At 58.7% G+C, this 25,785-nt stretch carries 22 protein-coding genes; 5 read left to right on the top strand and 17 right to left on the bottom strand.

The features are described from left to right. Positions 1 to 947 precede the first annotated feature (947 nt). Both FIV03_RS27805 and FIV03_RS27800 read right to left on the bottom strand, forming a co-directional pair. A complete protein-coding gene (locus FIV03_RS27805) occupies positions 948 to 2,228 on the bottom strand; it encodes a hypothetical protein (protein ID WP_152511755.1) in 1,281 nt (426 codons plus the stop codon). A gap of 307 nt (positions 2,229 to 2,535) precedes the next feature. Beyond that, positions 2,536 to 3,948, bottom strand: coding sequence for an FAD-binding oxidoreductase (locus FIV03_RS27800; protein ID WP_152511754.1), 1,413 nt, complete (start codon positions 3,946 to 3,948; stop codon positions 2,536 to 2,538). 169 nt (positions 3,949 to 4,117) lie between these two features. On the opposite strand from FIV03_RS27800, the gene fabI reads away from it, so the two are divergent. Then, complete coding sequence (gene fabI, locus FIV03_RS27795; protein WP_023001876.1) at positions 4,118 to 4,936, top strand: enoyl-ACP reductase FabI; 819 nt, start codon at positions 4,118 to 4,120, stop codon at positions 4,934 to 4,936. 86 nt (positions 4,937 to 5,022) lie between these two features. Beyond that, entirely contained in the window at positions 5,023 to 5,667 is a 645-nt protein-coding gene (locus tag FIV03_RS27790; protein ID WP_152511753.1) for a histidine phosphatase family protein, read from the top strand. A 152-nt stretch (positions 5,668 to 5,819) separates the two neighbouring features. On the opposite strand, the gene FIV03_RS27785 is transcribed toward FIV03_RS27790, so the two are convergent. Next, positions 5,820 to 6,473 carry a hypothetical protein gene (locus tag FIV03_RS27785; RefSeq protein WP_152511752.1) on the bottom strand — a complete coding sequence of 218 codons (654 nt, stop codon included), beginning with the start codon at positions 6,471 to 6,473 and terminating at the stop codon, positions 5,820 to 5,822. Between the two features lie 213 nt (positions 6,474 to 6,686). On the opposite strand from FIV03_RS27785, the gene FIV03_RS27780 reads away from it, so the two are divergent. Beyond that, positions 6,687 to 7,871 carry a DUF3095 domain-containing protein gene (locus FIV03_RS27780; protein WP_209009810.1) on the top strand — a complete coding sequence of 395 codons (1,185 nt, stop codon included), beginning with the start codon at positions 6,687 to 6,689 and terminating at the stop codon, positions 7,869 to 7,871. Here FIV03_RS27780 and FIV03_RS27775 read toward each other — a convergent pair. Next, entirely contained in the window at positions 7,862 to 10,135 is a 2,274-nt protein-coding gene (locus tag FIV03_RS27775; protein WP_152511751.1) for a bifunctional diguanylate cyclase/phosphodiesterase, read from the bottom strand. The two genes, FIV03_RS27780 and FIV03_RS27775, sit on opposite strands and share 10 nt — an antisense overlap. 311 nt (positions 10,136 to 10,446) lie before the next feature. Here FIV03_RS27775 and aroC point away from each other — a divergent pair, with 311 nt between their 5' ends. Together aroC and yghX are read left to right on the top strand one after the other, a co-directional pair. After that, positions 10,447 to 11,532, top strand: coding sequence for a chorismate synthase (aroC, locus tag FIV03_RS27770; protein ID WP_152511750.1), 1,086 nt, complete (start codon positions 10,447 to 10,449; stop codon positions 11,530 to 11,532). Between the two features lie 140 nt (positions 11,533 to 11,672). Then, entirely contained in the window at positions 11,673 to 12,560 is an 888-nt protein-coding gene (gene yghX, locus FIV03_RS27765) for a YghX family hydrolase (protein WP_152512103.1), read from the top strand. A gap of 133 nt (positions 12,561 to 12,693) precedes the next feature. On the opposite strand, the gene FIV03_RS27760 is transcribed toward yghX, so the two are convergent. From FIV03_RS27760 to FIV03_RS27705, 13 genes are all read right to left on the bottom strand, one after another. Continuing rightward, positions 12,694 to 13,248 (bottom strand): hypothetical protein, encoded by a 555-nt coding sequence (locus FIV03_RS27760; RefSeq protein ID WP_023001869.1) that lies wholly within the window; start codon positions 13,246 to 13,248, stop codon positions 12,694 to 12,696. A 23-nt stretch (positions 13,249 to 13,271) separates the two neighbouring features. Beyond that, a complete protein-coding gene (gene ribB / locus FIV03_RS27755) occupies positions 13,272 to 14,591 on the bottom strand; it encodes a 3,4-dihydroxy-2-butanone-4-phosphate synthase (RefSeq protein WP_031269683.1) in 1,320 nt (439 codons plus the stop codon). Positions 14,592 to 14,662: 71 nt separating this feature from the next. Continuing rightward, positions 14,663 to 15,772 (bottom strand): class I SAM-dependent methyltransferase, encoded by a 1,110-nt coding sequence (locus FIV03_RS27750; RefSeq protein ID WP_152511749.1) that lies wholly within the window; start codon positions 15,770 to 15,772, stop codon positions 14,663 to 14,665. A 14-nt stretch (positions 15,773 to 15,786) separates the two neighbouring features. After that, positions 15,787 to 17,019: a TRAM domain-containing protein gene (locus tag FIV03_RS27745; RefSeq protein ID WP_152511748.1), complete on the bottom strand. Its 1,233-nt coding sequence runs from the start codon at positions 17,017 to 17,019 to the stop codon at positions 15,787 to 15,789. A 127-nt stretch (positions 17,020 to 17,146) separates the two neighbouring features. Then, positions 17,147 to 17,887: a TlyA family RNA methyltransferase gene (locus tag FIV03_RS27740; protein ID WP_152511747.1), complete on the bottom strand. Its 741-nt coding sequence runs from the start codon at positions 17,885 to 17,887 to the stop codon at positions 17,147 to 17,149. A gap of 7 nt (positions 17,888 to 17,894) precedes the next feature. Then, positions 17,895 to 18,029 carry a hypothetical protein gene (locus tag FIV03_RS31955; protein WP_006933515.1) on the bottom strand — a complete coding sequence of 45 codons (135 nt, stop codon included), beginning with the start codon at positions 18,027 to 18,029 and terminating at the stop codon, positions 17,895 to 17,897. Between the two features lie 27 nt (positions 18,030 to 18,056). Further along, positions 18,057 to 18,683 (bottom strand): SCO family protein, encoded by a 627-nt coding sequence (locus FIV03_RS27735; protein ID WP_075283310.1) that lies wholly within the window; start codon positions 18,681 to 18,683, stop codon positions 18,057 to 18,059. A 123-nt stretch (positions 18,684 to 18,806) separates the two neighbouring features. Then, positions 18,807 to 19,325 carry a copper chaperone PCu(A)C gene (locus FIV03_RS27730; RefSeq protein WP_152511746.1) on the bottom strand — a complete coding sequence of 173 codons (519 nt, stop codon included), beginning with the start codon at positions 19,323 to 19,325 and terminating at the stop codon, positions 18,807 to 18,809. A gap of 38 nt (positions 19,326 to 19,363) precedes the next feature. Then, positions 19,364 to 19,702, bottom strand: coding sequence for a hypothetical protein (locus FIV03_RS27725; RefSeq protein ID WP_152511745.1), 339 nt, complete (start codon positions 19,700 to 19,702; stop codon positions 19,364 to 19,366). 146 nt (positions 19,703 to 19,848) lie between these two features. Beyond that, on the bottom strand, positions 19,849 to 21,252 hold the full coding sequence (locus tag FIV03_RS27720) for an MFS transporter (RefSeq protein ID WP_209009809.1): 1,404 nt from the start codon (positions 21,250 to 21,252) through the stop codon (positions 19,849 to 19,851). 225 nt (positions 21,253 to 21,477) lie between these two features. Continuing rightward, positions 21,478 to 23,439: a 1-deoxy-D-xylulose-5-phosphate synthase gene (dxs, locus tag FIV03_RS27715; protein WP_152511743.1), complete on the bottom strand. Its 1,962-nt coding sequence runs from the start codon at positions 23,437 to 23,439 to the stop codon at positions 21,478 to 21,480. Between the two features lie 346 nt (positions 23,440 to 23,785). Further along, positions 23,786 to 24,913 (bottom strand): hypothetical protein, encoded by a 1,128-nt coding sequence (locus FIV03_RS27710; RefSeq protein ID WP_152511742.1) that lies wholly within the window; start codon positions 24,911 to 24,913, stop codon positions 23,786 to 23,788. A gap of 494 nt (positions 24,914 to 25,407) precedes the next feature. Further along, a complete protein-coding gene (locus FIV03_RS27705; RefSeq protein WP_006933521.1) occupies positions 25,408 to 25,656 on the bottom strand; it encodes an exodeoxyribonuclease VII small subunit in 249 nt (82 codons plus the stop codon). Positions 25,657 to 25,785: the final 129 nt, after the last annotated feature.

The raw sequence follows: 25,785 nt of genomic DNA, 5'->3' as shown, positions 1-25,785 counted from the left end.
TGTGGCCTCCATTGGAGGGACCGTTTGGAACCGCTCCCCCCCTGTGCACTGTCTATGAGCAACGACGTTCCGCCTCGCTGCCCGTTTCTTTCGTTAGGTCTTTTGCCCATTTTGGGTCTCCAGACCGGATGGCTTATTAGCGCCTATGAAACACCATTAACCTTTTGCTTACCATGTTTACAAATAGCTTATTTTTATGAGGTCATAGACGTTTCATATTGTAATTTTTGTAGATGACGGGCGCTGCGCATGTAAATTTTACATAGCGAATCTTGCATTTCGTCATCGTCAGGACATGCCGCAAGTCCCGACTCAGTTGTTCTCCTGTTGCTGTTTCCGCTCTGCCTGTGAGCTTGAAGACGATTTTAGGAAAAATTTAACTTTTCAGGATTTTTTCTGCGAGTTTTCAAAAGGACGCTGTCAAATTAAGAAGTTTAGCCAAGGAAAAAGCCGGCTTAAATCGAAAGATCATGTTGTTTATGACAGGGGTGGGTACGCGCCGGTTCACCCGTTATGTGGTGACTGAATCGGCTACCGTTCTATCCAACCGGTCTGGCAGGTCCGTATGGTGGTGGAAGCTGGGGAAAATGGGACGCCTGAAAACGGGCTTCATGACCGGCAAAACCAAAACCCGGGCCTGGTTGCCGTTCCCGTAAACTGCTGACAGATCAGGATCCTAGTCGTGTCAATGCATACGTTGATGGGGCAATCGTATTTGGCAGATCGAAGGAACCTTATCCCCAGCACCGAGGAAACTTCGGCAACCTGCCAGTTTTGACAATTGATCCCTTTCGGCTGTTGCAGGCGGGGCAGGCCTCCCCGGCACTAGGTGCTTTTACATAGCTGAGACCTGGCGCTTTCCAAGTAGAGATCAGTAAATCACGAAGTTCAGCTACGCCAACGTGGCGAAACCGGCATTGGGTGCGCCGGCTCCGCAGCTTGTCAGGTCAAGTTGTCGTCTTGAAAACATTCGCAACAGTCGAGAACAGATTGTTTCTATTCGTGTGCACATCTATCGGAAAACTGGGGCCGGTGTTCGCCCAGATGGGCGCGTCGTTGGGCAGACCGGGACCCCGTTGCACCGAAACGAGGCCAAAGCCGTCGTTGTCCCAGTATCCGTTGGGGAAACCGGGCGCAGGCGGGCCGCCCCACCAGGTGTAGATATTGGGAGCTTCAGGCTGGTTCCACAGTTCATCGCAATATTCGAAGTAGTAAAGCCCGATACACAGCGGATGAGCAAAGGCCTGAGGCAGCATTTTCTGCGCAACTTGCGCCGCCTTGCTGCAGGTCTGATCGTCGGCATAGATGGTGCCGGGGTTGTTCGGGTCCTTGTGACTGGTTGCCGGCATGCCCCACTCGGTGAAGAGAACGGGTTTCAACGCCTTTGGCGGCAGGCTGCCGTAGTCCTTGAAGATGCTTTCAAAGGTCTCGGTCTGGTAGGTGTTGACGCCCCAGAAGTCGATGCTCGGGCAGTTCTCCATGTAGGAGGACGCCTTCAGGGGAATGTTCGGGTCGTCGTGGGTGGCCATGCCGGCCAGCTTGCCAGGAGCTTCTTCCTTGACGATGGCGGCCATTTTCTCCACCTGGCCCCACCAGAAAGCGGCCCAGTCCGGATTGTTGTAACAAACGTCGGCGCCGTCCTGTTCGTTCTGAATGGTGAACCCCATTACCGCTGGATGATCTGCTACGGATCTGACGGTCTCCCGCAGGACATTCGTCCAGTAATCGATCTCTACTTTTGAGGCCTGGTCGTATTGGGTCTTCCAGAACATCGTGGCAGGCAGGGGGATGCCGACCAGGACGGACCGGCGCATCTTTGCTTCTGGCGGCGCAGACTTGTCCCAGGCCAGATCCAGAAAATTCTTATGCGTGAAATAGTGACCGTTGTTCCAAGGCGAAGGGAAGGTTCCGTTGCCTTCCAGCTGCCGCGACAGCATGCAGTAGACCCGCAGCGAATTGTTGTGGAGGTTCCTGAAATTGGGGAAGTCGCGGGACAGCAGGGGAGACCAGCTGGAAATGAAAGTGGAGCCTGCTTCGAAATCGTCCCAATACCAGTCACCTAGGGCGGGGGCATAGGAGTTGGAACCGTTGATCGGGGCCGGGGAATAGCAGACTCCCTTCAATTTGACCTTCTCGGTCGTGGGCTGCTGTCCGTCTTCGGTGAGTTCGCAGTAAAGATTTGCGGTTCCATTGCTGTCGACGGAACATGTCCATTTGGTTGTCGTCATGGTGGGTCGCCTGAAATAAAGGGTTTTTGCGGAAGTCTTGCGCTCAGAAATGAGATACTTTTTCGTGCAATTGCACAATAATGCAACCAAAGAGTGCTGAATAAAGCTTTAAGAATACATCCCTCATTGAAGCGGGTTTGGAATGCAGGCCACGCTGGCAAAGCCGCTCTGACATGAGAGAAGTACGGACAGCTCAAAAAAATGCCGGCGCTTTTGGCACCGGCACTTCTTGTTTGTCGAAATCTGCCGATGACCGGCTTTCAAACGTGCGGACGTGATGTCTGCCTTCAAGAGAAGGCGAAGCGCCCTAGAGGACGCGGCCCGGGTTCAACAGTCCCTTGGGGTCGAATGCGTCCTTGATCCGCTTCATGAGATCCAGCTCGATACCCTGCTTGACGTCCTTCAGGAGATCGCGCTTGAGGCGGCCGATGCCGTGCTCCGCGGAGATGCTGCCGCCGAACTCGCCGACGATGCCGTGAACAATGGTGTTCATCTCATCCCATTTCGCCAGGTAGTCTTCCTTGTCGGCGCCCACCGGCTGGCTGACATTGAAGTGGATGTTGCCGTCGCCGATATGACCGAACGGAACAGGCCGGCATCCGGGCACGAAGTCCTCTACCGCGGCCATGGCCTTGTCCAGGAAGTCCGGGATCGAGGCAACCGGCACGGAAACGTCATGCTTGATCGAGCCACCCTCGGGCTTCTGCACTTCCGACATGCCGTGGCGGATGTGCCAGAAATCCTGAACCTGGGTCAGGTTCTGGGCAAAGGCGGCGTCTTCCACCAGACCTTCTTCAAATGCTTCGCCGAGAATGCTCTCCATAAGGTCCCGCACCGGAAAGGCTTCAGAACCACTGGACAGCTCCATCAGCACGTACCAGGCATGTTCGCCCTCGAGCGGATCTCGTGCGCCTTCCAAGTGGCGCAGGCAGAATTCAACGCCAACGCGCGGCATGATTTCAAAGCCGGTCAGAACCGGTCCGGCCTGTGCCTTGGCAAGGGTGAACAGCTTCAGGGCGGCGTGCGGATCCGGCAGGCCGACAAAAGCGGCCTCCAGCTTCTTGGGCCTGGGGAAAAGTTTCAGCGCCGCAGCTGTAATGATGCCCAGAGTGCCTTCACCACCGATAAATAATTGTTTCAAATCATAACCGGTATTGTCCTTGCGCAGGGTTCGGAGGCCGTTCCAGATCTCCCCTGTTGGCAGCACCACCTCGAGGCCCAGAACCAGATCGCGCGTGTTGCCATAGGCCAGAACGGCAGTGCCGCCCGCGTTCGTGGAAATGTTGCCGCCGATCTGGCAGGAGCCCTGAGCCCCGAGCGCAAGCGGGAACAACCTGTCGACGTTTTCAGCTTCATTCTGAAGCGTCTCCAGCACCACACCGGCCTCGGCCGTAATGGTGAAGCCGGCCGGGTCTACCGCACGAACCTTGTTGAGGCGTGACAGCGAAAGGACGATTTCATCCCCGGTTTCCTGCGGAATCTGGCCACCGACAAGGCCGGTGTTGCCGCCTTGCGGCACGACCTTGAGATCGTTCTGATACGCATAGGTCATGACGGCGCTCACCTCTTCGGTGCTGCCCGGGCGCAGCACCATGGGAGTGACGCCCTGATACAGGTCGCGCCATTCGGTGAGGTAGGGAGCCTGGTCGTCCGGACTTGTCAGAACGTTGGCTGCGCCGATCATCTCGGCGAAGCGGTCGGCATGGGCAGTACGCTCCATGAGCGGGGTCCTCGTGAAGTTTGACAGTAAAATTCGGGCGCCAACATAGTGTCTGAAAGCGCTGGCGTCGACGGTTCATTCCGTCACCGTGTCTCTTGAAGGAACAAACCCCTTGTGCCATAGGAAGCCAGCCCGCTGGGGTGGTATTGGAATTCTTTCGGAGACGACGATGGCGGAAACGCGCGGACTGATGAATGGCAAACGCGGCCTGATCATGGGTGTGGCGAACAACAAGTCAATTGCCTGGGGCATTGCCAAAGCACTGGCCGACGCGGGAGCTGAACTGGCTCTGACCTACCAGGGTGATGCGTTGAAGAAGCGCGTGGAGCCACTGGCAGACCAGTTGAACGCCATTGTTGTCGGCCATTGCGACGTGACCGATGGCGCCTCCATCGATGCGGTCTTCAAGACGCTGGAAGACAAATGGGGCAAGATCGATTTTCTCGTCCATGCCGTTGCCTTCTCCGATAAATCCGAATTGACCGGCCGTTTCGTCGATACGTCTTCCGATAACTTCGCCCGCACCATGGACATTTCCTGCTACTCGCTGACGGCTGTTACCCAGCGCGCCGAGAAGCTGATGCCCGATGGTGGTTCCATTCTGACGCTGACCTATTACGGCGCCGAGAAGGTTATGCCGCATTATAATGTCATGGGCGTTGCCAAGGCCGCGCTGGAAACCAGCGTAAAGTATCTGGCGATGGACCTCGGCCCGCAGAACATTCGCGTCAACGCGATTTCCGCCGGACCGATCAAGACGCTGGCTGCCTCCGGTATCGGCGACTTCCGCTACATTCTGAAGTGGAACGAATACAACTCTCCTCTGCGTCGCACGGTGACGATCGAGGAAGTCGGCGACAGTGCGCTGTTCCTGGTGTCAGACCTCGGCCGTGGTGTTACCGGCGAGATCCAGCACGTCGACTGCGGCTACAACATTGTCGGCATGAAGGCGGTGGACGCCCCGGACATTTCCGTCGTCAAGGATTGACCGTTTCGAATGGCCGGTTTCGCACCGGCCATTTTCATTTTGTCCGGCCCCGTCCGCCAGGGGCATCCCGCTTTCCGGAAACTGAGATGACATCTGTGCTGAGTGCCCCGAAATCCGACCTGCTGCCCAAGCTGCACGATCCGGAGTTCCTGATCTTTGTCCGCCATGGCCAGACGGACTGGAACTTCGAAGGGCGCATGCAGGGGCAAAGGGACATTCCGCTGAACGACACGGGGCGCGGCCAGGCCAGTGGCAATGGCAAGCGTCTCAAAGCGTTTCTGGAGCAGGAGAGGATCGATCCTGCCGGTCTGGATTTCGTATCCTCACCGCTCCACCGCACGCGCTCGACAATGGAGTTGCTGCGCCAGTCCATGGACCTTCCGGTGGAGGCCTACCGCCTTGAGGACCAGCTCAAGGAGATTACCTTCGGTGACTGGGAAGGCTTCACGCTGGAAGAACTGGCAGAGGAAGAGCAGGACATGATCCTGCAGCGCCGCGCCGACAAGTGGGGCTTCGTTCCCCCCAAGGGCGAAAGCTACAAGATGTTGGCCGAGCGCATCGGGCGCTGGCTGGTGACCGTCGATCGGCCTTCGGTCGTCGTGTCGCATGGCGGTGTCTTCCGCGTTCTGCGCGGCTTGCTGGAAGGGCTGGACACGGTTTCCGTTCCCAAGCTGGATGTGCCGCAGGACAAGGTCTTTGTCTGGCGTAAGGGCGCTTTCGAGATCGTTTGACAGCCCCCTCGTCGGCGTTCGGTCGTAGCTTGCGACAGCCTGTTGCAGGTCTGCGTGAGGGAGAGTTCCGTCTGCGGAAATCACCAATCAAGCCATGAAGCAAGCCGAAACCAATCCGCCATATCAGAGATCTGCGGCATTTCTCCATTGGCTCAGTAGATACCCTGGGCATACAGAGAAATCTTCGCTTTTGCGACAACGCTATTGGCAGCTTGTCCCATGAGGGAGGCGTAATTTCTGAGCGTCGCACGGTCGGCCTTCTGCTTGTTGGTGCAGACAAAGGTCATCACGCTTCCCCATTCCCGTTCCGGCTCGTAGCCGAATTTGCTCAGGCCATAAAGCTCACGCCCTGTCACGATGAAGAAGCCGCGTCCGTAATCGTAAATTTCACCCGGGTTGCGGATCTTGGTAACGAGGCAGAATTTCTTGTGGGTGTGAATCGCCCCCAGGATCCAGCAGTCATTGATGCACACCGACCAGCGGGCAAGCTTCTGGACATTGATCGGAAGACCGGGGGTCAGGTTGAAATGTGTCGGGTCTTCCAGGTTGAAGCGCCGGTAAAGCTGTTGGGTCTGCGCCAGTCTCCCGACATACATCTCGCCGCCGGAACGGGCGACCTTGTCGTAGACGGCCCACGCGGTGTGTCTTGATATGTGTGACAGGCTGATCTTGCTGTTTGCATCTCCAGGTGATTCAAATTGGGTCCGGTTGGTGTCCCAGGGGTTCTGCCTCAGTTCGTTCAGCTCATAGTGATTGTAGGAAAGTGTCAGTAGATCCTGATCGAAAGCGGTTCTTGAATACGTCATTTCGGTTTCCTCTGGTACAACGGGCCATGAGCGCTTGCTGTTCGAAATGTACGCATGTGAAGGCCGCTTTACGTGTGACCTTGGGCACTGCAAAGGAACCCCCGACCATCCGTGCCTCGGGTTTGTCCAGTGACGGTGATCGGGCGAAGCAGCTGCGGCGTAGATGTTTACAGCGATTGCGAGGGAACCTGGAGACAATCCGGGTCAGGTGCCGTGTCCGCCAATGAATTTTATAGCGAACTGCCAAGCTTTTCAGATTTCAGCACGGTCGGGGATCTGGCCGATTACCGGCCGGTGCCGGACGACTGGTACGTTCTTGCTGCCGACATAGTCCGCTCCAGCGATGCGGTCGCACAGGGCCGGTACAAGGAAGTCAACATGGTTGGCGCCGCGGTGATCGCCGCGGTGTTGAACCGGATCGGCAGCGACCGTGTACCGTTTGTCTTCGGGGGAGACGGCGCGATGCTGGTCGTGTCCGAACACGATGTCGAGGCAGCCAGCGACGCGCTGGCCGGTGTTGTCGGTCTGGCGCGCCAGGTCATGGAGCTGGAGCTGCGCGCCGCTGCGATTCCGGTCGCTCATCTGCGGGATCTTGGGGGCGACGTCCGCGTGCGCAAGTACCAGCTCAGCCCGGGCAATCATCTGGCCATGATCCTTGGGGATGGCCTGGCCGTTGCGGACAATATTCTGAAAGATCCGGAAAAAGCGCGGCCGTTTGAGATTTCTCTCCCCGATGCCGCGTTACCGCCGCTCGACGGGCTTTCCTGCAGATGGGAACCGCTTCCTTCACGAAACGGACACATCGTGTCTCTGATCGTCAAGCCGACCGGACGTATTCCAATGCAGGATGTCCTGCGGGGGCTGGCCGATAAACTCGGCTATGATCCCTCGAGGGATGACAGCCGGATGAGACTGGCGGACAAGACGCGTCTTCGTTTTCGCTTTCCACCAACCGGTACGCGTCATGAGGTGCGCCTGGGCTCACCGGGAAAAGACTTCCGCGGATGGGCAAAGGCGTTGCTGGAGGCGATGGTCTTCGTCATCAGCTATCACACGGGCTGGCGCATCGGCCCTTTTGATCCGAAACGATACTTTCCCGAACTTGGCCTCAACACTGACCATCGCAAGGTCGGCGACAGCCTGCAGCTCGTGCTGGATCTGACACCGGAGCAGTTTGCAGGTGTCGAAGACTATCTGAAGGCTGGTTACGCCGCCGGGGATCTGGTGTTCGGGCTGCATGTGTCCACGTCCGCTCTGATGACCTGCTTTGTCGAGGATATCGGCAAAAGCCGGCATATCCATTTCGTCGACGGGGCTGACGGCGGGTTTTCTCTGGCAGCTGCCGAATTCAAGAAACGGCAGGCGAACATTGTGCCGAAGGCGGTCGGTCAGGCCTGACTGCGCAGCGGGCTGTGCCGTTCCAGGGCGGGCATCGGGTGTGCAAAATTCTGTTTCAGGATCATCATCGCAAGGTCGCTGTCGGGAACGGCCTTTGATATGAGGAACCCCTGGATGACGTCGCACCCGTGGCGTTTCAGCCAGTCACGCTCGCCTTCGGTTTCCACACCTTCGGCAAGGACGCTGATGTCGAGGCTCTTGGCAAGATTGATCAGCGCACTGGTGAATTTCTGCAGGGCGGGGTCGGCATCGACGCCGGAAATGAAGCTCCTGTCGATCTTGACCCGGTCAACCTTCAGATCGCGCAAGCTCGAAATGCTTGAATGGCCGGTTCCAAAGTCGTCCAGTTCGATGAAGAACCCAAGTTCCGACAGGCGGGCGATATTCTGCTTGATGGGGGCGGCCGTGATTTCGTCGATCATCACCGCTTCCAGGATTTCCAGGCTGACGTCTGCAGGCTGAAGTCCCAGGTCAAGCACCTGCCTGTGGAGCGCATCCACCGCCTTGGCGCTTGTCAGGAGACTGGCGGTGACGTTCAGGCCCAGATGTATGGCTGGCCTTGTCTTGCCGCTCAGGCTGGCGGCAAACTTCAGCGCCCGGCTGCGCACGGCCTCTTCGATCTCCTCGAGATAACCGACTTCCATTGCGGCAGGCAGGAAAGCGCCTGGATACCGGATCTCGTCGTCATCAATCCACCGGGCGAGGGCTTCCGCGCCGACAACTTCGCCCGTGTGAATATTCACCTGCGGTTGGAACCAGGCAACGATATTGCCGTTCTTGAGCGCATTCTGCAGCTCTTTGGCAATCTCGTCGTTTTCCTCGAAGGCAGCGCGCATTGCCGGGGTGAAGCGATCGAACTTGCGCGGCCCCTTTTGCTTGGCCGCTCTCAGGGCCAGAGCCGCATCGGTCAGCAGATGATCGAAGACCTGCTCGCCCGGACTGCTGATGAAGATGCCCGCATTCGCCTCGATGGCCGACCTGTTGTTGCCGATGATCCGGTCGGTCGCAATTTCCTGGAGAAGTGTGAACGCCAGTTGCTCGAACTGCGCCGCCTTCTTGAGGCGCGGACGTAGAAACAGGAACTCCGTTCCGCCTGTCCGGCACAGGAAGTCTTCCGGTTCCGCGTGCTGGGTCAGCTGTTCGGCCACCTGGCGCAGAAGTGAATCGCCGTTGTGGTCCCCGAACCGGTCGTTCACCTTCTTGAACTGGCGCAGGTCGATCAGGATTGCACCCGTGCGCGTTCCCGGCTCTGCCGGTGGCAGGTTGCGTATCGTATTCAGAAGGGCGCGGCGGTTCGGCAGTCCGGTCAGGGGATCGTGAAATCCGAGATTTTCGAATTCCTGCTGCGTCCTGTCGGCAAGTGCGCGCGACAGAGCAATGGCGATTGCAAAAGCTGCAACAATGACCAGTCCGCCGACAAGTCCGGCAAGTGTAACGGCAAACAGTGTCTCGGATCGCTGTCTCTGCAGGTCCATCAGGAGATAATCGACGGTGGACTGCCAAAGGTCGAATGCGGCGCCGACCAGGGCCGGCTGCATCTCCACCACGGGCAGGGCAATGACATCCGCACCCTTTGAGGCGGTGATCGTAGAAGAGAGCAGTTTCGAACCTGCGGTCTGGAAGGCGACGTTCGTTGTCCGGAAGGCTCTTGCCTGTTTTCGCAGCAGATCTGCTTTCTCACCGGTCAGGTCGTTAAAGTAATCAACCGTGTCCCGCGATGCCCCGTCGGCGGCAATCTTGTACTGGCCTCCCTGCACGGGGATCAGCATCTTGTCCCAGACATTGATCTCGCCCCGGCTGGAAATGCTTTTCGCATTGCTTGCCATGATCGCGGATTCGATCACGACGGTCGGCATGGTGTCGGTGATCAGATGCGGAAGTTTTGCGGTCTCGAAGGATGAAGTCGAACTCAGCCTGGTGACCTGGGAGATCATCGAGGCGAGGATACGGGCCTGCCGAAGCGCGAGCGGAATGTTGCCTTCGTTCAGGAAGGTGTCGAGCGGCTGAACGAGGTCGGCGGAAAGCTCATTTCCCCCGAGAGTTTCCAGGCGTTCGCGCAGTTGGGCCGGCGTCTCCCTGATCTTGCCGGTGAGCGCTTTCTCCTGCATCAGCGGCCCGAGTGCCTCGATCAGGTGCAGCCCGGCCAGGCTGTGGTCGATCGAGTTGACTTTCTCGAATTTATTATGAAACCAGAGTGAGGCAAAGAGCAGGCTGGGTGCCAGCAGAAATACGATCAGTCCAGTCAGCCAGCCCCTGATCCGCAACGTTTTGCCTCTTGGTGTTTATTAGATCCCAACGTGTAATAACGGTAGAGGTTTAAGGATTAGCAAATCAAGGGTCGAATTTTGCGAACGGTTCGCGCGATTTCCTAGGTCGTTAATTCAAGACATCGTGAAACTCGTGCCAAGGACGCCAGCTTCCATTCGAAATCTACTTGTCTTTAATTTTGACAAGGGTGGTGGACGAATGGACTTGCCAAAAATACCTGTATACCCGGCTGCGGGCTTGAGCTTGCGGGCGCGATGGCGTATCGCTCGGCGCCTGACAGTTCAATTGCAAGCCTCGGTCACCGTTCATGTCGCATAACAGTTTTGGTCATCTTTTCCGGGTCACCACCTGGGGCGAAAGCCACGGTCCCGCTATTGGTTGCGTGGTGGACGGCTGCCCGCCGCTCATTCCCCTGACGGAGACCGATATTCAGGGCTTCATGAACAAGCGCAAGCCGGGCCAGTCCCGCTTCACCACGCAGCGGCGCGAGCCGGATGAGGTGAAGATCCTGTCCGGCGTCATGGTTGACGAGGACGGTATCCAGAAAACGACCGGGACGCCGATTTCGCTGTTTGTCGAAAACACCGACCAGCGCTCCAAGGACTATTCGGAGATCAAGGACCGGTTCCGTCCCGGCCATGCCGATTTCACCTATGACGCCAAATACGGCATCCGCGACTATCGCGGCGGTGGACGTTCCTCGGCGCGCGAAACCGCCATGCGCGTTGCCGCCGGGGCCGTCGCACGCAAGGTGTTGCAGGGCGTAACCGTTCGCGGCGCTTTGGTGCAGGTTGGACCGCACAAGATCGACCGGGCCAACTGGGACTGGGCGGAAGTCGACAACAACGCCTTCTTTTCTCCGGACGCAAAGGCCGCCGCATTCTGGGTGGACTATCTGGACGGCATCCGCAAGGCCGGGTCTTCTGTCGGTGCCGTCATCGAAGTCGTTGCAGAAGGTGTCCCCGCCGGTTGGGGCGCGCCGATCTACGGCAAGCTGGACACGGATCTTGCTGCTGCGATGATGTCGATCAATGCGGTCAAGGGGGTTGAGGTCGGCAACGGGTTCGATGCCGCAAGCCTGACCGGTGAAGACAATGCAGACGAGATCCGCCTTGATGACGTCGGCCGGCCCGTCTTCCTGAGCAACAATTCCGGCGGTGTTCTGGGCGGGATCTCCAACGGCGATCCCCTGGTTGTCCGGTTCGCGGTCAAGCCGACGTCATCGATCCTCACCGAGCGCAAGTCCATCACCAGCAAGGGTGAAGAGGTCAACGTCATGACGAAGGGCCGGCATGACCCTTGCGTCGGCATCCGCGCGGTGCCGGTCGGCGAAGCGATGATGGCTTGCGTTCTGGCGGACCATTTCCTGCGTCATCGCGGCCAGATCGGCTGACGGGCAACTTCGCAGCGTTACAACTCGTTACAATTCCGGAAGGCAAGGGCCATGGACCTTGCCCGTCATCTCTCTAGTTTTATCTCCAGCATGACGTCTCATGCATTTCAGGGAGTAATGACATGAATGAAATGACGCCTGTGCGCCGTATGACGGCAAAGGATTTTCCTCAGGAGCTTCTGGATCTTTATGATTTCTACGCGCATGGAAAGATTACCAAGCGCGAGTTCATGAACGGGGCAGCAAAATTCGCGGTTGGTGGACTGACGGCGGCCATGCTGCTGGATCAGCTGTCGCCCAATTATGCGCTGGCACAACAGGTTGCTCCCGATGATGCGGGGATCGTCACCGAACGCATCACTTACCCGTCACCAAACGGCCATGGCGAGGTCAACGGTTATCTGGTGAAGCCCGCAGGTGCGACCGGCAAGCTGCCGGCGGTGCTGGTCGTGCATGAGAACCGCGGTCTCAATCCTTATATCGAGGATGTCGCGCGCCGCCTCGGCAAGGCCGGATTCATGGCGCTGGCGCCGGACGGACTGACATCGGTCGGCGGTTATCCGGGCAGTGACGATCAGGGCCGCGAATTGCAGCGTACGGTCGATGGCACCAAGCTGATGAACGATTTCTTCGCCGGCTTCGAGTATCTCCTCATCAGTGACGACAGCACCGGCAAGGTTGGGGCGGTTGGTTTCTGCTACGGCGGCGGTGTGGTCAATGCAATTGCGGTCGCCTATCCGGAGCTTGCCGCGGGCGTGCCTTTCTATGGACGTCAGCCGGATCCTGCGGATGTCTCCAAGATCGAAGCGCCCCTGATGCTGCAATATGCCGAGCTGGACGAACGCATCAATGCGGGCTGGCCGGCCTATGAGGAAGCTCTGAAGGCCAACGGCAAGACCTACGTGGCGCATATGTATCCGGGCGTGAACCACGGCTTCCATAACGACACGACACCGCGCTACGACGAAGAGGCTGCAAAGCTCGCAGAGCAGAGAACCGTCGACTTCTTCAAGGAAAACCTGATGTAGGGTTGCCTGGTTCTGCTCGTCGCACCTCATCCCGGTTCCGGCTTTGCCCGGCCGGGATGATCACGATGAGCAGGCTTGGTTTGGTCGTCTTCCAATAAATTCCGGCCCGGCTTCTTGCCGGGGCCGCGAAATCTCAGACAAACTTGAAGGCGCGGATGCGGCTCAGGATTTCTTCCGGGTCGGCTGCTAGCGTGTGCAGGTTGATCGCAATCAGCTCCCGGCCATGCTCGCGCGGCGTGCGCTTCCAGTTGCGCATCATGAACTTCTTCCAGACCGGAAAGGTCTGTGCCTTGGTGACGGCGTCATCCAGTGAACGGGTCAGGAGGACGTCCAGCCGGACCAGCTCGATGTTGCGGACGGACGTCCGTTTGACGTCCGTCATCCGGATTGCGGCCCAGTCGATGAAACCGATGCGTTCCACATAAAGCCCGTCTTCGTTGGCGCCGAGCTGTGGCTTGCCTTTTTCGATCATCGGATAGTGCCAGAAGGCAATTGCGAGCGGGGCGAGGGCGGCGAGGGCCAGCAAGGGAAGATTGCCGACAATCCCGATCACGGCGAACAGAATGCCGAGGATGAGGCTGCCGTAGACAATGCTTTCGCTCTGACTGCGGTTAAAGCCGACGGTGAAGGGCACCGGTGTCGGCTTCACGTTTTCCTCTTGTTTGACTGCCTCTTTCTTCGCCGCCATGAAAGGCCCCTTCCGAAGGATCCTCAGGTGTCGAGGATCTCTGTTTCGTCAATCTTGATGTCGAAGCCTTCCAGCCCAACGTAATGACGCTCACGGGAAGCCAGCAGGCGAATTGAACTGACGCCCAGGTCCTTCAGGATCTGTGCACCAAGCCCGACCTCACGCCATTGTTCCTGTCTAGCTTGTGCGGAGCTGTGTTCCTCGGAATCAGCGGCTTCAAAGTCGGATCTCGGCCGCTTGGACTGACGGGCAACGCCCACCGACCCTTCGCGGAGATAGACGATGACACCCCGGCCGCGATCCGCAAAGTGTTTCATGATCTGGTCGAGTGGCTGGACGTCTCCGAAGACATCATCAAGCACGGATTCCAGTTGCAGGCGCACCGGCACGCTGCGGCCGTCCAGAATGTCGCCGTAGACGATGGCCAGATGGTGCATCGGGTCATACGGGGTCGAATAGGTGGTGGCATAGGCCGGACCGAAAACCGTGTCGACGGGCTGTTCGTTGACGCGTTCCACCAGTTTCTCGGTACGCTGGCGCCAGGCGATCAGGTCGGATACGGAAACCATCTTCAGGTCGTGTTCGGCTGCAAACTCGGCAACCTGCTGGCCGCGTTTCACGGTGCCGTCGTCGTTCACCAGCTCACTGATGACGCCAACCTGCTCCAGTCCGGCGAGACGGCACAGGTCGACGGCAGCTTCCGTGTGGCCGGAGCGGATCATGACGCCGCCTTCCTTGGCCACCAGCGGGAAGATGTGCCCGGGGCGGACGAAGTCGTCAGCGCCGACATTGGGGTTTGCAAGTGCACGTACGGTGGAGCAGCGCTCTTCGGCCGATATGCCGGTGGTCAGTCCCTGGCGGTAGTCCACGGAAATGGTGAAGGCGGTCGCAAGCGGAGCATCATTTTCGGCAACCATTGGGTCAAGGCGCAGGCGCCGCGCATGGGCAACCGTCATCGGTGCACAGATGATGCCGGAGGTGTGACGCACCATGAAGGCCATCTGTTCAGGCGTGACCTTGGCGGCGGCAACAATCAGATCGCCTTCGTTCTCGCGGTCGTCATCGTCAGTCACGACCACCATTTCTCCACGTTCGAATGCGCGGATTGCTTCTGCGACACGGGCCTGGGACACGGGATGCTCCTTGGTTGTAGACAGTCCGAGAAAGTCGTTGGGGGTTACGGCGCCATTGGTGGCAATGGCGATCTTGCGGGCCATATCCCGCGAGACCCAGACATTGGGGTCGTTGCATAGGGCGGTTACGGAGGCAGGCGACAGGTTGGCGCGGCGCGCAAAGGCGCTGCGGCTTTCCCCTGTCTGCAAGAGCCATAGATCCAATCTCATGGCGATCGATATACGCCTGATTGTTTTCAGTCTCAAGAGAAGGAATGAGATTTTTCAGTAATACTGAAAGATCAGTCGCTTTTGATAAACTCCGCGACGCGCGAGACAAAGGCAGGCGCCATCCAGCTCTCTTCGAGCCCTGCCGTCTTGGCGATACCCGTCAGGTCTTCGTTGAGGTAAGAGGTAAAATAGGGCTCGTGGAAAAGCTGCGGAAAGACCGACAGAAGACCGTCATATTCCGGCACGTCTCCGGTTTGCAGGCTGTCGACGAAAAGGAAGGAGCCGCCGGGTTTCAGAACACGTGCGACCTCCGAGACGACCTGACGCCGGATTTTCGGCGGCAGTTCATGGAACAGGAAAACGCAGGAAACGACGTCGAGAGAATTGTCCGCAAACGGCAGGGTTTCGGCCAGGCCGCAGATATAACTGGCACGGCGTGACGGCAGGCGCTCACGGGCAACGTTCAGATAGGGTTCCGACAGATCGAGCCCCGTGCCCTTTAGGCGCGGAAATGCGGCCAGGGCGGGCCGCAAGAGACCGCCGGTGCCGCAGGCGATATCCAGATACGAAACGTGGCGTTGGTCCTTGCGGCGCAAGATCCTGGCGAAGGGTACCAGGGCCCGTCGACGCATGGCGGCAGTCGCACCTGAAAAAAGCACATCCACCTGGAAGTCATAGAGCCTGGCACTTTCCTCCGACAGCCAGCCGTCGGTCTGAAAATGAAAGTTCTGCCGGTAATAGCGCGGCAGTGCAGCGGCAAATCCCTCGGTGGAATTGACCTCCTGATGCGCACCGCTTGCACGACGGCGTGCCACCTCCGGCACGTCCTTGAAGAAGGCGCGACTGGTCGAGATCAGCTCGCCCGGCGTCATGGTGCCATCGGAAGGCAGCGGATAAATCCCGTCCTCGACGGACTTCAGATCATCCGCAAACAGCTTGACGATGTCCGACAGCATGCGCCGCTGGCTCGGCACCGGGCCGGTCGGCACAACCTTCGGCGTTTCCGGAAGCTGTTTCTGGAGATCCCGGTTCATCCGCCGCATGGCTTCGGAATGAAGGGTGTAGAGCGCGACCCGGCTGCCCTGGTAAAGCGCATAGCGCGTTCGCCGGGCAAGGCTCAGGAACGGCGGCAGGCTGCGGGTTCCTTTGACAGGTCCGAATTCCTCATCCGCCGCGCTCATGGCTCACTCCCTGATCAAGGTCTGGTCAACACCGCCACTGCTTCAATATGGGGCGAATAGTGGAACTGGTCCACCGGTGTGACGCTTTGCAGCACATAACCGCCGTCGAGCAGGATCCGCAGATCCCGGGCAAGCGTCGCCGGATTGCAGGAGACGGCAACAATCGTCTTGACCCTGGATAGCGCCAGTTGCTCTGCCTGGGCTTGAGCGCCTGCGCGCGGCGGGTCGAAAACCACGGCGTCGTAAGGCTCCAGCTCTTCCTTCACCAGCGGCCTGCGTGACAGGTCTCGCCGTTCAAAGGTCACCTTCTTCAGGCCTTGGGGTTTGCGCAGGGCCTTGTCAAAGGCGGCCAGTGCCGCAGCATCGCCTTCAACCGCATGCACATTTGCCTGTCGGCCGAGCCTGAGCGCGAATGTGCCGACACCGGAAAAGAGATCTGCAATTGTCCTGGCCTTGCCGACACCGTCAATTACCAGCTTGGAAAGCGCATGTTCCGCCGCCAGTGTCGCCTGGGCAAAACTGCCGGGCGCGGCAACAATGCCGATGCCGCCCATGTCGAGCAGCGGCGGGCGGAGCTCCAGAATGACTTCGCCGTTGACCGAAAGCCGGGCAAGGTTCTGATCGACGACCTTTTGCGACAGGGCCGGGATCTTGCGCTCGTATCCCTTGTCGGCCTTGTCGAGAGCCACATCCAGACCGGTGGTCGTTACCAGAACGGTCATCCGCAGTTCACCCTTTTTCGGAAGCACTTCCGAGGCAAGGGACTTGAGGCCGGGCAGCGCTTCAACGATGACCGGGTCGAGCACCGGGCATTCGGCGATATCGACCAGCCTGTGGCTGGCCTTTTCATGGTAACCGAGCAAGGTGTGGCGTCCGGCACGGGTGGCCGTCAGTACAGCCCGGCGTCGCCCTCCCATGGTCGCAGCTATCGTCCCGGAAACTTCGGTCTCGATGCCACGGTCGCGCAAGGCCTTTTCGACCAGCCCGCTTTTCCAGACAAGGTATGGCTCTTCCGCAAGGTGCTGTACGGAACAGCCGCCGCAGGCGGAGTAATGACGGCACACGGGTTCGATCCGGTCCGGCGACGGCTTTTCGATCACGGGCTTTTGGGCGCGTCCGTCCACGACGTTCGCCCGGACGATTTCCCCGGGCAGCGCCCCGGCCACGTAGATCGGCCCGGTCTCCGTTTCGGCAACGCCGTCGCCGCGGTGACCGAGCGTGGTGATTTCAATCTCTCTCTCGCTCATGGGCGAGCGATAACGCCAACTAGGGGTTTGGGCAAGTCTTGATCATGGGACGTGCTTCCCGCTCCCTTGATGGAAACAGGCTTTTGCGCTTTCACCAGACGTCGAAGGAGATGAGAGGCGACAGCCCTCAACCGGCTTTCTTTCCGTAGAGCAGCCATTCCGCATTGCCGTCACCACCCTTGACCGGCGAGGGGACGAGGTCGCCTGCCTGCCAGGCGGGAATGGTGTTCAACCACATCTGCAGGGATTTTGCGGTCTCTTCGGCAATTTCCGGATCGACCAGACCGCCTTTGCCGATATTGTCCTTGCCCGCCTCGAATTGCGGCTTCACCAGAAAGACACCTTCAGCACCCGGTGCCGCCAGCGCAAGAGCGGGAGGAAGGGCAAGCTTTAGCGAGATGAAGCTGACATCCGAGACAAGCAGAGCCGGGGCGTCTCCTCCAAGGTTCTGTGAGGTCAGATCCCGGGCGTTGAGGCCGTCGCGCGCGGCCACCTTCGGGTCTGACTTCAGACTGTCGTGCAACTGACCATGCCCGACATCGATGGCGTGAACCTTGGTGGCCCCACGTTCCAGCAGAACCTGGGTAAATCCGCCTGTGGACGCGCCAATATCGAGGCAGATCCGGCCTGTGGGGTCGACCGTGAACCGGTCGAGGCCTTCGATCAGCTTCAGCGCGGCCCGGCTGACATAACCGGAAGCGGGATCTTCAACCGTGATGCTGGCGTCCGCCGAAGTCTTCTGCGCCGGTTTGGTGCATAGATGACCATCGACGCTCACCGTTCCGCGCAGGATTGCGTCACGCGCCCGTGCGCGGCTTGGAAAGACACCCGTATCGACGAGATGCTGGTCGAGGCGTTGTTTGGACATGCGGTCTTCAGAAGCAGCCGGCGATTGCCGAGATCAGGCGGTCGGCATAAACCCGTTCACCGGCATACAGCCACAGAAACGCCGAAAGCGCGACGAGGCCCGTCGCGCCGGCGGTCAGTCCCATGAACAGCGGCATGCGCATTATGTTCGGCTTGCTCCAGCTATCGCCTCAGGAAGAGGCAGGTGCGTTGTCGATCAGCCTGCGCAGCTTCTTCAGGGCATTTTCCTCGGCCTCGCCATAGGCAATGGTACCGACGAACTTATTGTCGGCACTCATCAGGTAGACGGCAGCGGAATGGTCCATCGTATAGTCGCCATCGTCAAGTGGCACCTTCTTGGAATAGACCCGATAGGCCTTCAGCATCGCATCGATCTGTTCCCGCGAACCGGTCAGCGGAACGATACGCTTGTCGAATGCCCAGACATAGTCACGCATGACTTCGGGCGTATCGCGTTCCGGATCCACAGTGACGAAAGCATAGTTGAGCTTGTCCGCATCCGGTCCGAGTTCGGCCATCCAGCCCTGAAGTTCGGAAAGCGTGGTCGGGCAGACGTCCGGACAGAAGGTGAAGCCGAAGAACATCACTGTCGGCTTGGTGGAGAAGGTCTCGTCGGTCACCGTTTCGCCGGTGCCGCTGACAAGTTCGAACGGGCCGCCAATGGCCGCAAGCGGCTCGATCAAGGCACCGGTGCCCTTGTTGCCGGCAGTCTGCTGATAGACCAGAACACCGGACACGACAGCGAGCACGGCAACAGCAGCCCAGGCCACGTACCGGAAAAGTTTCAAACCAGACATCGGTTTCGTCCTGCTTTGGCCAGAGCCTTCAGTGCCGGCTTCGAGACGGGCTGGCGGCTCTGGCGCTTGGAAAAGAAATTGCTGGCGTTGCGTCTTCGCCGAGGCAACGCCCGCTGACGGGGCTTAGTTCTTGCCGTGATCCATCTTGCGGTGGTCCATCGCACCATGCGCAGCTTCGCCATCAGGTGCCTTGGCGCCCATCTTGGCAACAGGAAGTTCAATGGCAACGTCCCCGGCCTTTTCAAAGGTCAGGACAACCGGAATGCTGGTGCCTTCTTCGAAGGATTGGTTCAGGCCCATGAACATGATGTGGAAGCCGCCCGGTTGAAGCGCAACCGTTTCGCCAGCCGGGATGTCGATGCCATTTTCCATCTTTCGCATTTTCATCACGCCGTCGGTGACTGCCATCTCGTGGATTTCCACCTTCGCGGCAACATCGGAACTGACCGCGACAAGGCGGTCTGCGTCGGTACCGTTGTTGACGATCTCGACGAAACCGCCACCGGCCTTTGCTTTGGGCGGGGTCGCGCGGGTCCAGGGTTGGGTCAGGGTCAGTTCACCAACCTTGTAGTCACTGGCAAGGGCGGACAGGGAGACAAGCGAAAGGGCGGCTGCTGCCGCAACGGATTTCCAGAGTTTCATAATGCTATTCCTTGAGGTCTGAGAAGTTGGATTTTCTTTCAGATCAAGGAAGGAGGAGCCCTGATGGCAGTAGCTCTATAAGGAACGGCCAGCACAGCCTGTTGCCCTGCCGGAACGCGTTCAGTGGCGGAAATTTCGGGCGACAGGTTCAAAGGGGCGAAAGCACCTGCAAGGCAGGGCGCGATAGCACAGCCATGAGCGCAGACCGGGCCGCATTGGCAGGTCAGCGGGTTATGCGGTCCAGGCAGGTTTTGTTCCTGCCCGGAGGGCTGGCAGAGACTGGTAAGGCCCGCGGCAACAGCTGCGTCCGGCGTCAGCGCGCTGGCGAGAACCAGCAGAACAAGCCGCATTGCAAAGGCAAGGGTTGCCAGCGCCACCAAAGGGTGACGCTCCTGCCTTAGCTGTTGCAGCTTTGTGACGCGCGCATTCATGCTAGCGGCTATAAGCCGGTTGGAATGCCGTGTCGAGGGGCGAAACCGCGCAGGTGCATGGGCTGATGCCTGTCACCCGCCGCGTGACGGTGTCAGCTCTTTGGAGTTGTCTTGTCTGCAGTCGCATCCGGCGCTTCATCCGTTGCGGCGCCTTCAGCGGACGCGTTGTTTTCCTCTGCCTCTGCCTCTGCATCGGATGACGATTCGAAATTGTAGATGTCGTCTTCGTAGGCGGGGAAATCTTCAGGCGCGATGACGTATTCTTCTGCTGCTGCATCCAGCGGTTCAGCGGAGATAACCGAACCGACCTGTGCCGTGGAAGCGTATTCGAAGTCGGTCTTTTCTTCTGCTGTCGGTGCCTGACGGGTCAGGACGCGGGCAAGGATGAAGATCACCATCAGGATATTCGCCCCAATGATCATGATGTAGAGCCCGGATGGGCCGGTGTTGCTCATGATCATGGAGGCGGCCAGTGGCCCGATGATCGATCCGATACCGAACGACAGCAGCATGCCGGACGACGTGGCGACAAAATCTTCAGCTGCCGCGTGGTCGAAGGCGTGCGCAACCGCGATTGCATAAAGCGGTTGGACGACCATGCCCACGGCCACGGCGCTCAGTATGGCAATCGTGAAGTCCTTCGGTGAGAAGAACACGATAGCAGCCGAAACGGCAGCGGTTGCGATCCCCAGCCCTGCGATCACAAGACGCCGGTCAATGCGGTCGGACAAACGCCCAACGGGCCACTGTGCGATAAGCCCGCCGCCGACGATGGCCGCCGCATAAAAGGCGGCTTCCTTGGTCGAGAGGCCGATCTGGGATCCGTAGAGCGAAGACAGCGTCAGCAGGGCTCCTTGCGAACTGCCGATAAACAGCACGCCGATGAAGGCGGCAGGGGAGTTCTTGTAGAGCTTGACGGGCTGGAACCGCACCAGCGTGATCGGTGCAGGCTGGGTCGAGGTGGTCAGCGAAACGGGCATCACCGCAAGGGACACCATCACCGAGGCAATCGCGAACGGGATGAAATCGGCAATATTCATCGACGCGATCGAGATCTGGCCCAGCATCAGGGCACCGAACAGGATGACGATGTAAAACGACATCACCGTGCCGCGGTTCTCGTTGGACGCGCTTTCGTTGAGCCAGCTTTCGACGATCATGTAGAAGCCGGCAAGACTGAAGCCGGAGATCATGCGGATGATCATCCAGGCATAGGGGTCGATAAGCACGGGATGCAGGATGGCGGCGGCCGACATTAGCGAAACAAGTGCGGCAAAGGCGCGAATGTGCCCGGCCCGCATGATCACCAGAGGTGCGCCGAGACAGCCAAGCACCATGCCGAAGAAATAGGCCGAAGAGACCAGACCGATTTCGAAGTCGGTGAAGTAAAACCGTTCGGCGGCCAGCGGCAGCAGTGTCGTCTGCAGACCGTGCCCGAATATGAGCAGGGCAACGGACAACAAGAGAGCGGACACGGAAAGAAGGGTCTGAGCCATGGCTGCATCCTGACGATGGATCGCCGCAGCTCCAACAGAAGCGTCGCGGCCGGTATCGTGCTCCAGAAATAAAACAAAAGCGCCGGATTGATCCGACGCGTCTGTTTCTTTCGACCAGCCTTTTCAGGTATGGCGGCCTGTGTCAATCAGGTTTGAAACCCGCTCCCCAATCGACTTTGTCCATTACAGTATGCCGCGTGCTGGAGCCGGTGACCTGAAGACCGGTCAGGCGCGTTGCGGCGCGCTGACGGAGGCCGTTCCGAGCGCTGTGAAGACGGTCTTCAGTATGCCGTCGCAGGTGAGGCCTGCCCGGGCATACATCAGGTCCGGCTTGTCGTGGTCGAGATAGGCATCCGGCAAGGCAAGGGCACGCACTTTCAGTCCGTTGTCCAGCAAGCCTTCCTCGGCAAGTCGGGTCAGCACATGGCTGCCGAAACCACCGGCGGAGCCTTCTTCGATCATCACGAGAACTTCATGCTCGCGGGCAAGACGGCGGATCATGTCCATGTCGAGCGGCTTTGCGAAGCGGGCATCTGCGACTGTGGTCGAAAGACCGGCCGCATCCAGTTCGTCCGCCGCCTTGAGGCATTCGCTCATGCGGCCACCGAAGTTGAGAAGGGCAACCTTGGTGCCCTCCCTGCGGATGACACCCTTGCCGATGTCAAGCACGCTGCCGCGTTCCGGCATCTCCAGACCGACACCTTCGCCGCGCGGATATCGGAAGGAGATCGGGCCTTCGTCATAGGCAACGGCAGTTGCCACCATGTGGCGCAGCTCCACTTCGTCCGAAGCCGCCATGACCACAAAACCGGGAAGGCAGGTCAGGAAAGCGGTGTCGAAAGCGCCTGCATGGGTCGGGCCATCCGCACCAACGAGGCCCGCACGGTCTATCGGGAAACGTACCGGCAGACCCTGGATCGCCACATCGTGCACAACCTGATCATAGGCTCGCTGCAGGAACGTGGAGTAAATCGCACAGAAGGGCTTGAAGCCTTCGGTCGCAAGACCCGCGGCAAAGGTAACCGCATGTTGTTCGGCGATACCGACGTCGAAGGTGCGTTTCGGATAGGCTTCGCCGAACAGATCAAGGCCTGTGCCGTCCGGCATGGCGGCTGTAATCGCGACCACCTTGTCGTCCGTTTCCGCTTCCTTGATCAAGGATGTCGCAAAGACGTTGGTGTAGCTGGGCGCATTGGCCTTCGGCTTGGACTGCTTGCCTGTGACGACATCAAACTTGGCGACGCCGTGATACTTGTCCTTGGCCCCTTCGGCAGGAGCATAACCCTTGCCCTTCTGCGTGACCGCATGGATCAGGATCGGGCCATGGTGGGTGTCGCGGACGTTCTTCAGAACAGGCAGCAGGTGTTCCAGGTTATGACCGTCCACCGGGCCGACATAATAGAAGCCGAGTTCCTCGAACAGCGTGCCGCCTGTCCAGAACCCGCGGGCATATTCTTCAGCCCGGGCCGCCTTTTCGAACACGGGTTTGGGCAGGTTCTTCACCAGGTTCTTGGCCGCATCGCGCAAGGTCTGGTAAGTCGGCCCTGAAACGAGCCTGGCCAGATAGGCGGACATGGCGCCGACCGGCGGCGCAATGGACATGTCGTTGTCGTTCAGGATGACGATAAGGCGCGAGCCGAGATGGCCGGCGTTGTTCATCGCTTCGTAGGCCATGCCGGCGGACATGGCGCCGTCACCGATCACCGCTATGACGTTATTGTTTCCGCCCTTCAGATCCCGTCCGGCGGCCATGCCGAGGCCTGCCGAGATCGACGTGGAGGAATGGGCTGCACCAAACGGGTCAAAGTCGCTTTCGGCGCGTTTCGTGAAGCCGGACAGGCCATCACCCTGGCGAAGCGTGCGAATGCGGTCGCGGCGTTCCGTCAGGATCTTGTGCGGATAGCACTGGTGGCCGACGTCCCAGATGAGCTTGTCTTCCGGCGTGTTGAACACGTAGTGCAGCGCGACCGTAAGTTCCACGACACCGAGCCCGGCGCCCAGGTGTCCGCCAGTAATCGACACGGCGTCAATCGTTTCCGCACGCAACTCTTCGGCGAGCTGCTTGAGTTCGCTTTCATCGAGCAGGCGCAGATCGGCCGGGGACTTAACCTTGTCAAGAAGCGGGGTATCGGGCTTGGAAGTCACTCTGGAGATAGCTCCACGATTTGAAACATGGCGGGCAGGCATACACCAACCGGATATAGGGCGCAAATCGGGCAGGGGGTATGCGCCAAATTGGCCTCATGATTTCGGTCGAAAATTTACCCCGCCTTTGCCTCAAAAGACTTAAGACGGTGTTTGGCAGAAACCGTGCAATTTTTAGTGAAAATACGCGCAATCACCCCTTTGGGTGATGCAAAGCATTTGGAACTGGCCTAGGGATTGAGGGTGGTCGATGGGGCCACGTGCACAGTGATCAACTGGGAGTCGTAGTCCACGGCTCCATTTTTTTGTGCGTTGGCCGCATTTCGGTTGCTGAAACAATAATGATAGCAAGTGGCTTCAACACAAAATTCTGCGTTCCTGAATACTTTCAAAACAGGCGGGCGATCCGGTGGACGAGCCGTGCGAGTTGAAGTTGTGTGTGCGCTCCGGTCTTTTCGTAGATCCGTCGCAGGTGTGTTTTTGCAGTGTTCTGCGTGATGCCGAGATCCTGGATCGTAGTGCTCAGTGCGCCTGTCATGGTCAGATGCCAGGCCAGGCGTGCTTCGGAATGTGAAAGCTCGTAGTGGTCCTGAAGGCAAATTTCGACCTCTTCCGGAGGGTCTTTTGATGTTGTCGTGCGGATCAAAAACAAAGGTTGTGCGCAGGCGTCCGGCGGCAGGCCCGGGCACGAAACGGTCTCCAGCGACACCCGGCAGACAAGTCCGCTCTCCGGTGCGGGACAAAAAAGGACGCTTGTCGGGTCTGCGATGCCACCGTCTTCGAAAGTCGCCAGTTGTTCTTGAAGGGCAATCTCAAGGCGTCTGCTGTTGATCGCCAGGTGCCGCTGCCGACGGACGGCGATATCCAGTTCGTTCAACCTTTCCAGCCCCTCTGACGTTTCGGCAAGTATCACCCGGTTAGCGTCGACAAGAACCGCAGCGCCCTCCTGTTCCAAAAGCATCAATTCCTGGAACTGGTTTTCGAGCCGTTGTTTTTCCAGTTGGAAATGCAGATCGAGTGCGGGCAGCAGCGCACTGACAAGGGTGTGAAAGGTCGCGCTGGCCCGGTCCGCGTCAATCCTTTCGGTGCTGTATCCTCTGAAAAGGCAGCCAAACAGGACGGAAGAGTGTGCAGTGCGCCTGACTGGCGTAACCAGCCCGGGAGCATTTTCCAGCCAGTTGCCTGCCATATTCGCATCTGGGTGCGAAGTTTCCTGCGATCCGGTAGCGGGGTCGGATGCCGTCTGACGATGGTTCGCCAGGGATGTCTTCGAATAGGGGTAGAGCTGGGAGGCTTCGGTGAGCAGGAACTGAAATGCGGAGTTGCCGTTCACCGTTTCAATACGGCTGAAAAGGGTCGCGAGCTCTCTGGCCTGGTTTTCGCCGCCCAGGGACCTTAACGGTGTGCCGTCTCCATCGTATTCGGCAAGAAAGGTTCTGCAGTTCAGTTTGTCGTCGATGAAGTTCAGTACCGGGTGCCAACCTTCAGATTGCAACGGACGCTTGAGCATCCGCATAAGTAGTTCTACGTGGTCGCGATGGCTGAGTGCCGGCATGCTCTGCTGCGTCTATTAGTGATTACATTGTCAGGATTCTATTTTGACAATGATTTTATCAACTTATCGAGTAAATAGCAATAAAACCGGAGATAGTAACCTAGGGTACGGATGATTGCGTAGTCGTTGAATAGTGAGGGAATTGTTGTGTCGGGAGCGGGATGGAACTCGAACTTACTTCAAAATGAATGAAGGTGAATGCTGGCTGGTGCTGGCAGCTTGGCCGCGGTTGACGCCGTCGTCTCGATAAGGGTGGTCGACACATCAACGGGGTGACGCGCTCGCAATGCCGGCGACAATGCGGATGGCAGTTGACCAGCTGCAAGCCGGTCAAGACGATGAAGTTTGAAGTAAGCTAAAAGCCCCTGTCGACCGATCAGGCCACGTATAAGGGGGGGGCTGTCCGCGATCTGACGGAATGGCGTCTGGTCGGACTGGAAAATGATCTTGTCGGATTACTGCGGGTCGAGTGCTTCGGTGCCGCTGGCTTCGCCATTTTGACCCAGTTGGATCTTCTCGACCTTGGCTTCCGCCGATTTCAGGAGCGTGTCGCAATGTTTGCGCAGCGCATCACCACGCTCGTACATGTCGATGCTTCGCTCCAGCGGTACGTTACCCTGCTCGAGTTCCCGCACAATGGTTTCCAACTGCTTCAGCGCTTCTTCAAAGGAAAGGCCGGCAATATCGTTGGCAGCATCGGTCATCGGTCGGATCCCGTTTGTCTGGATGGCATCTGGTCTTGAGGGAAACTTGCGGTCTGAGGGCTGAAGGTCAAGGTTTCATTTGGGCCTTCAGACGGTCATCCCCGTGCTTTTCGGTCTTGCTGCGCCGAA

Origin of the sequence: Labrenzia sp. THAF187b, assembly GCF_009363375.1 — a bacterium.
GTDB classification, from domain to species: domain Bacteria; phylum Pseudomonadota; class Alphaproteobacteria; order Rhizobiales; family Stappiaceae; genus Roseibium; species Roseibium algicola.
The sequence above is the reverse complement of the archived record's forward strand: the minus strand, read 5'-3'. Positions and strand labels throughout refer to the sequence as shown.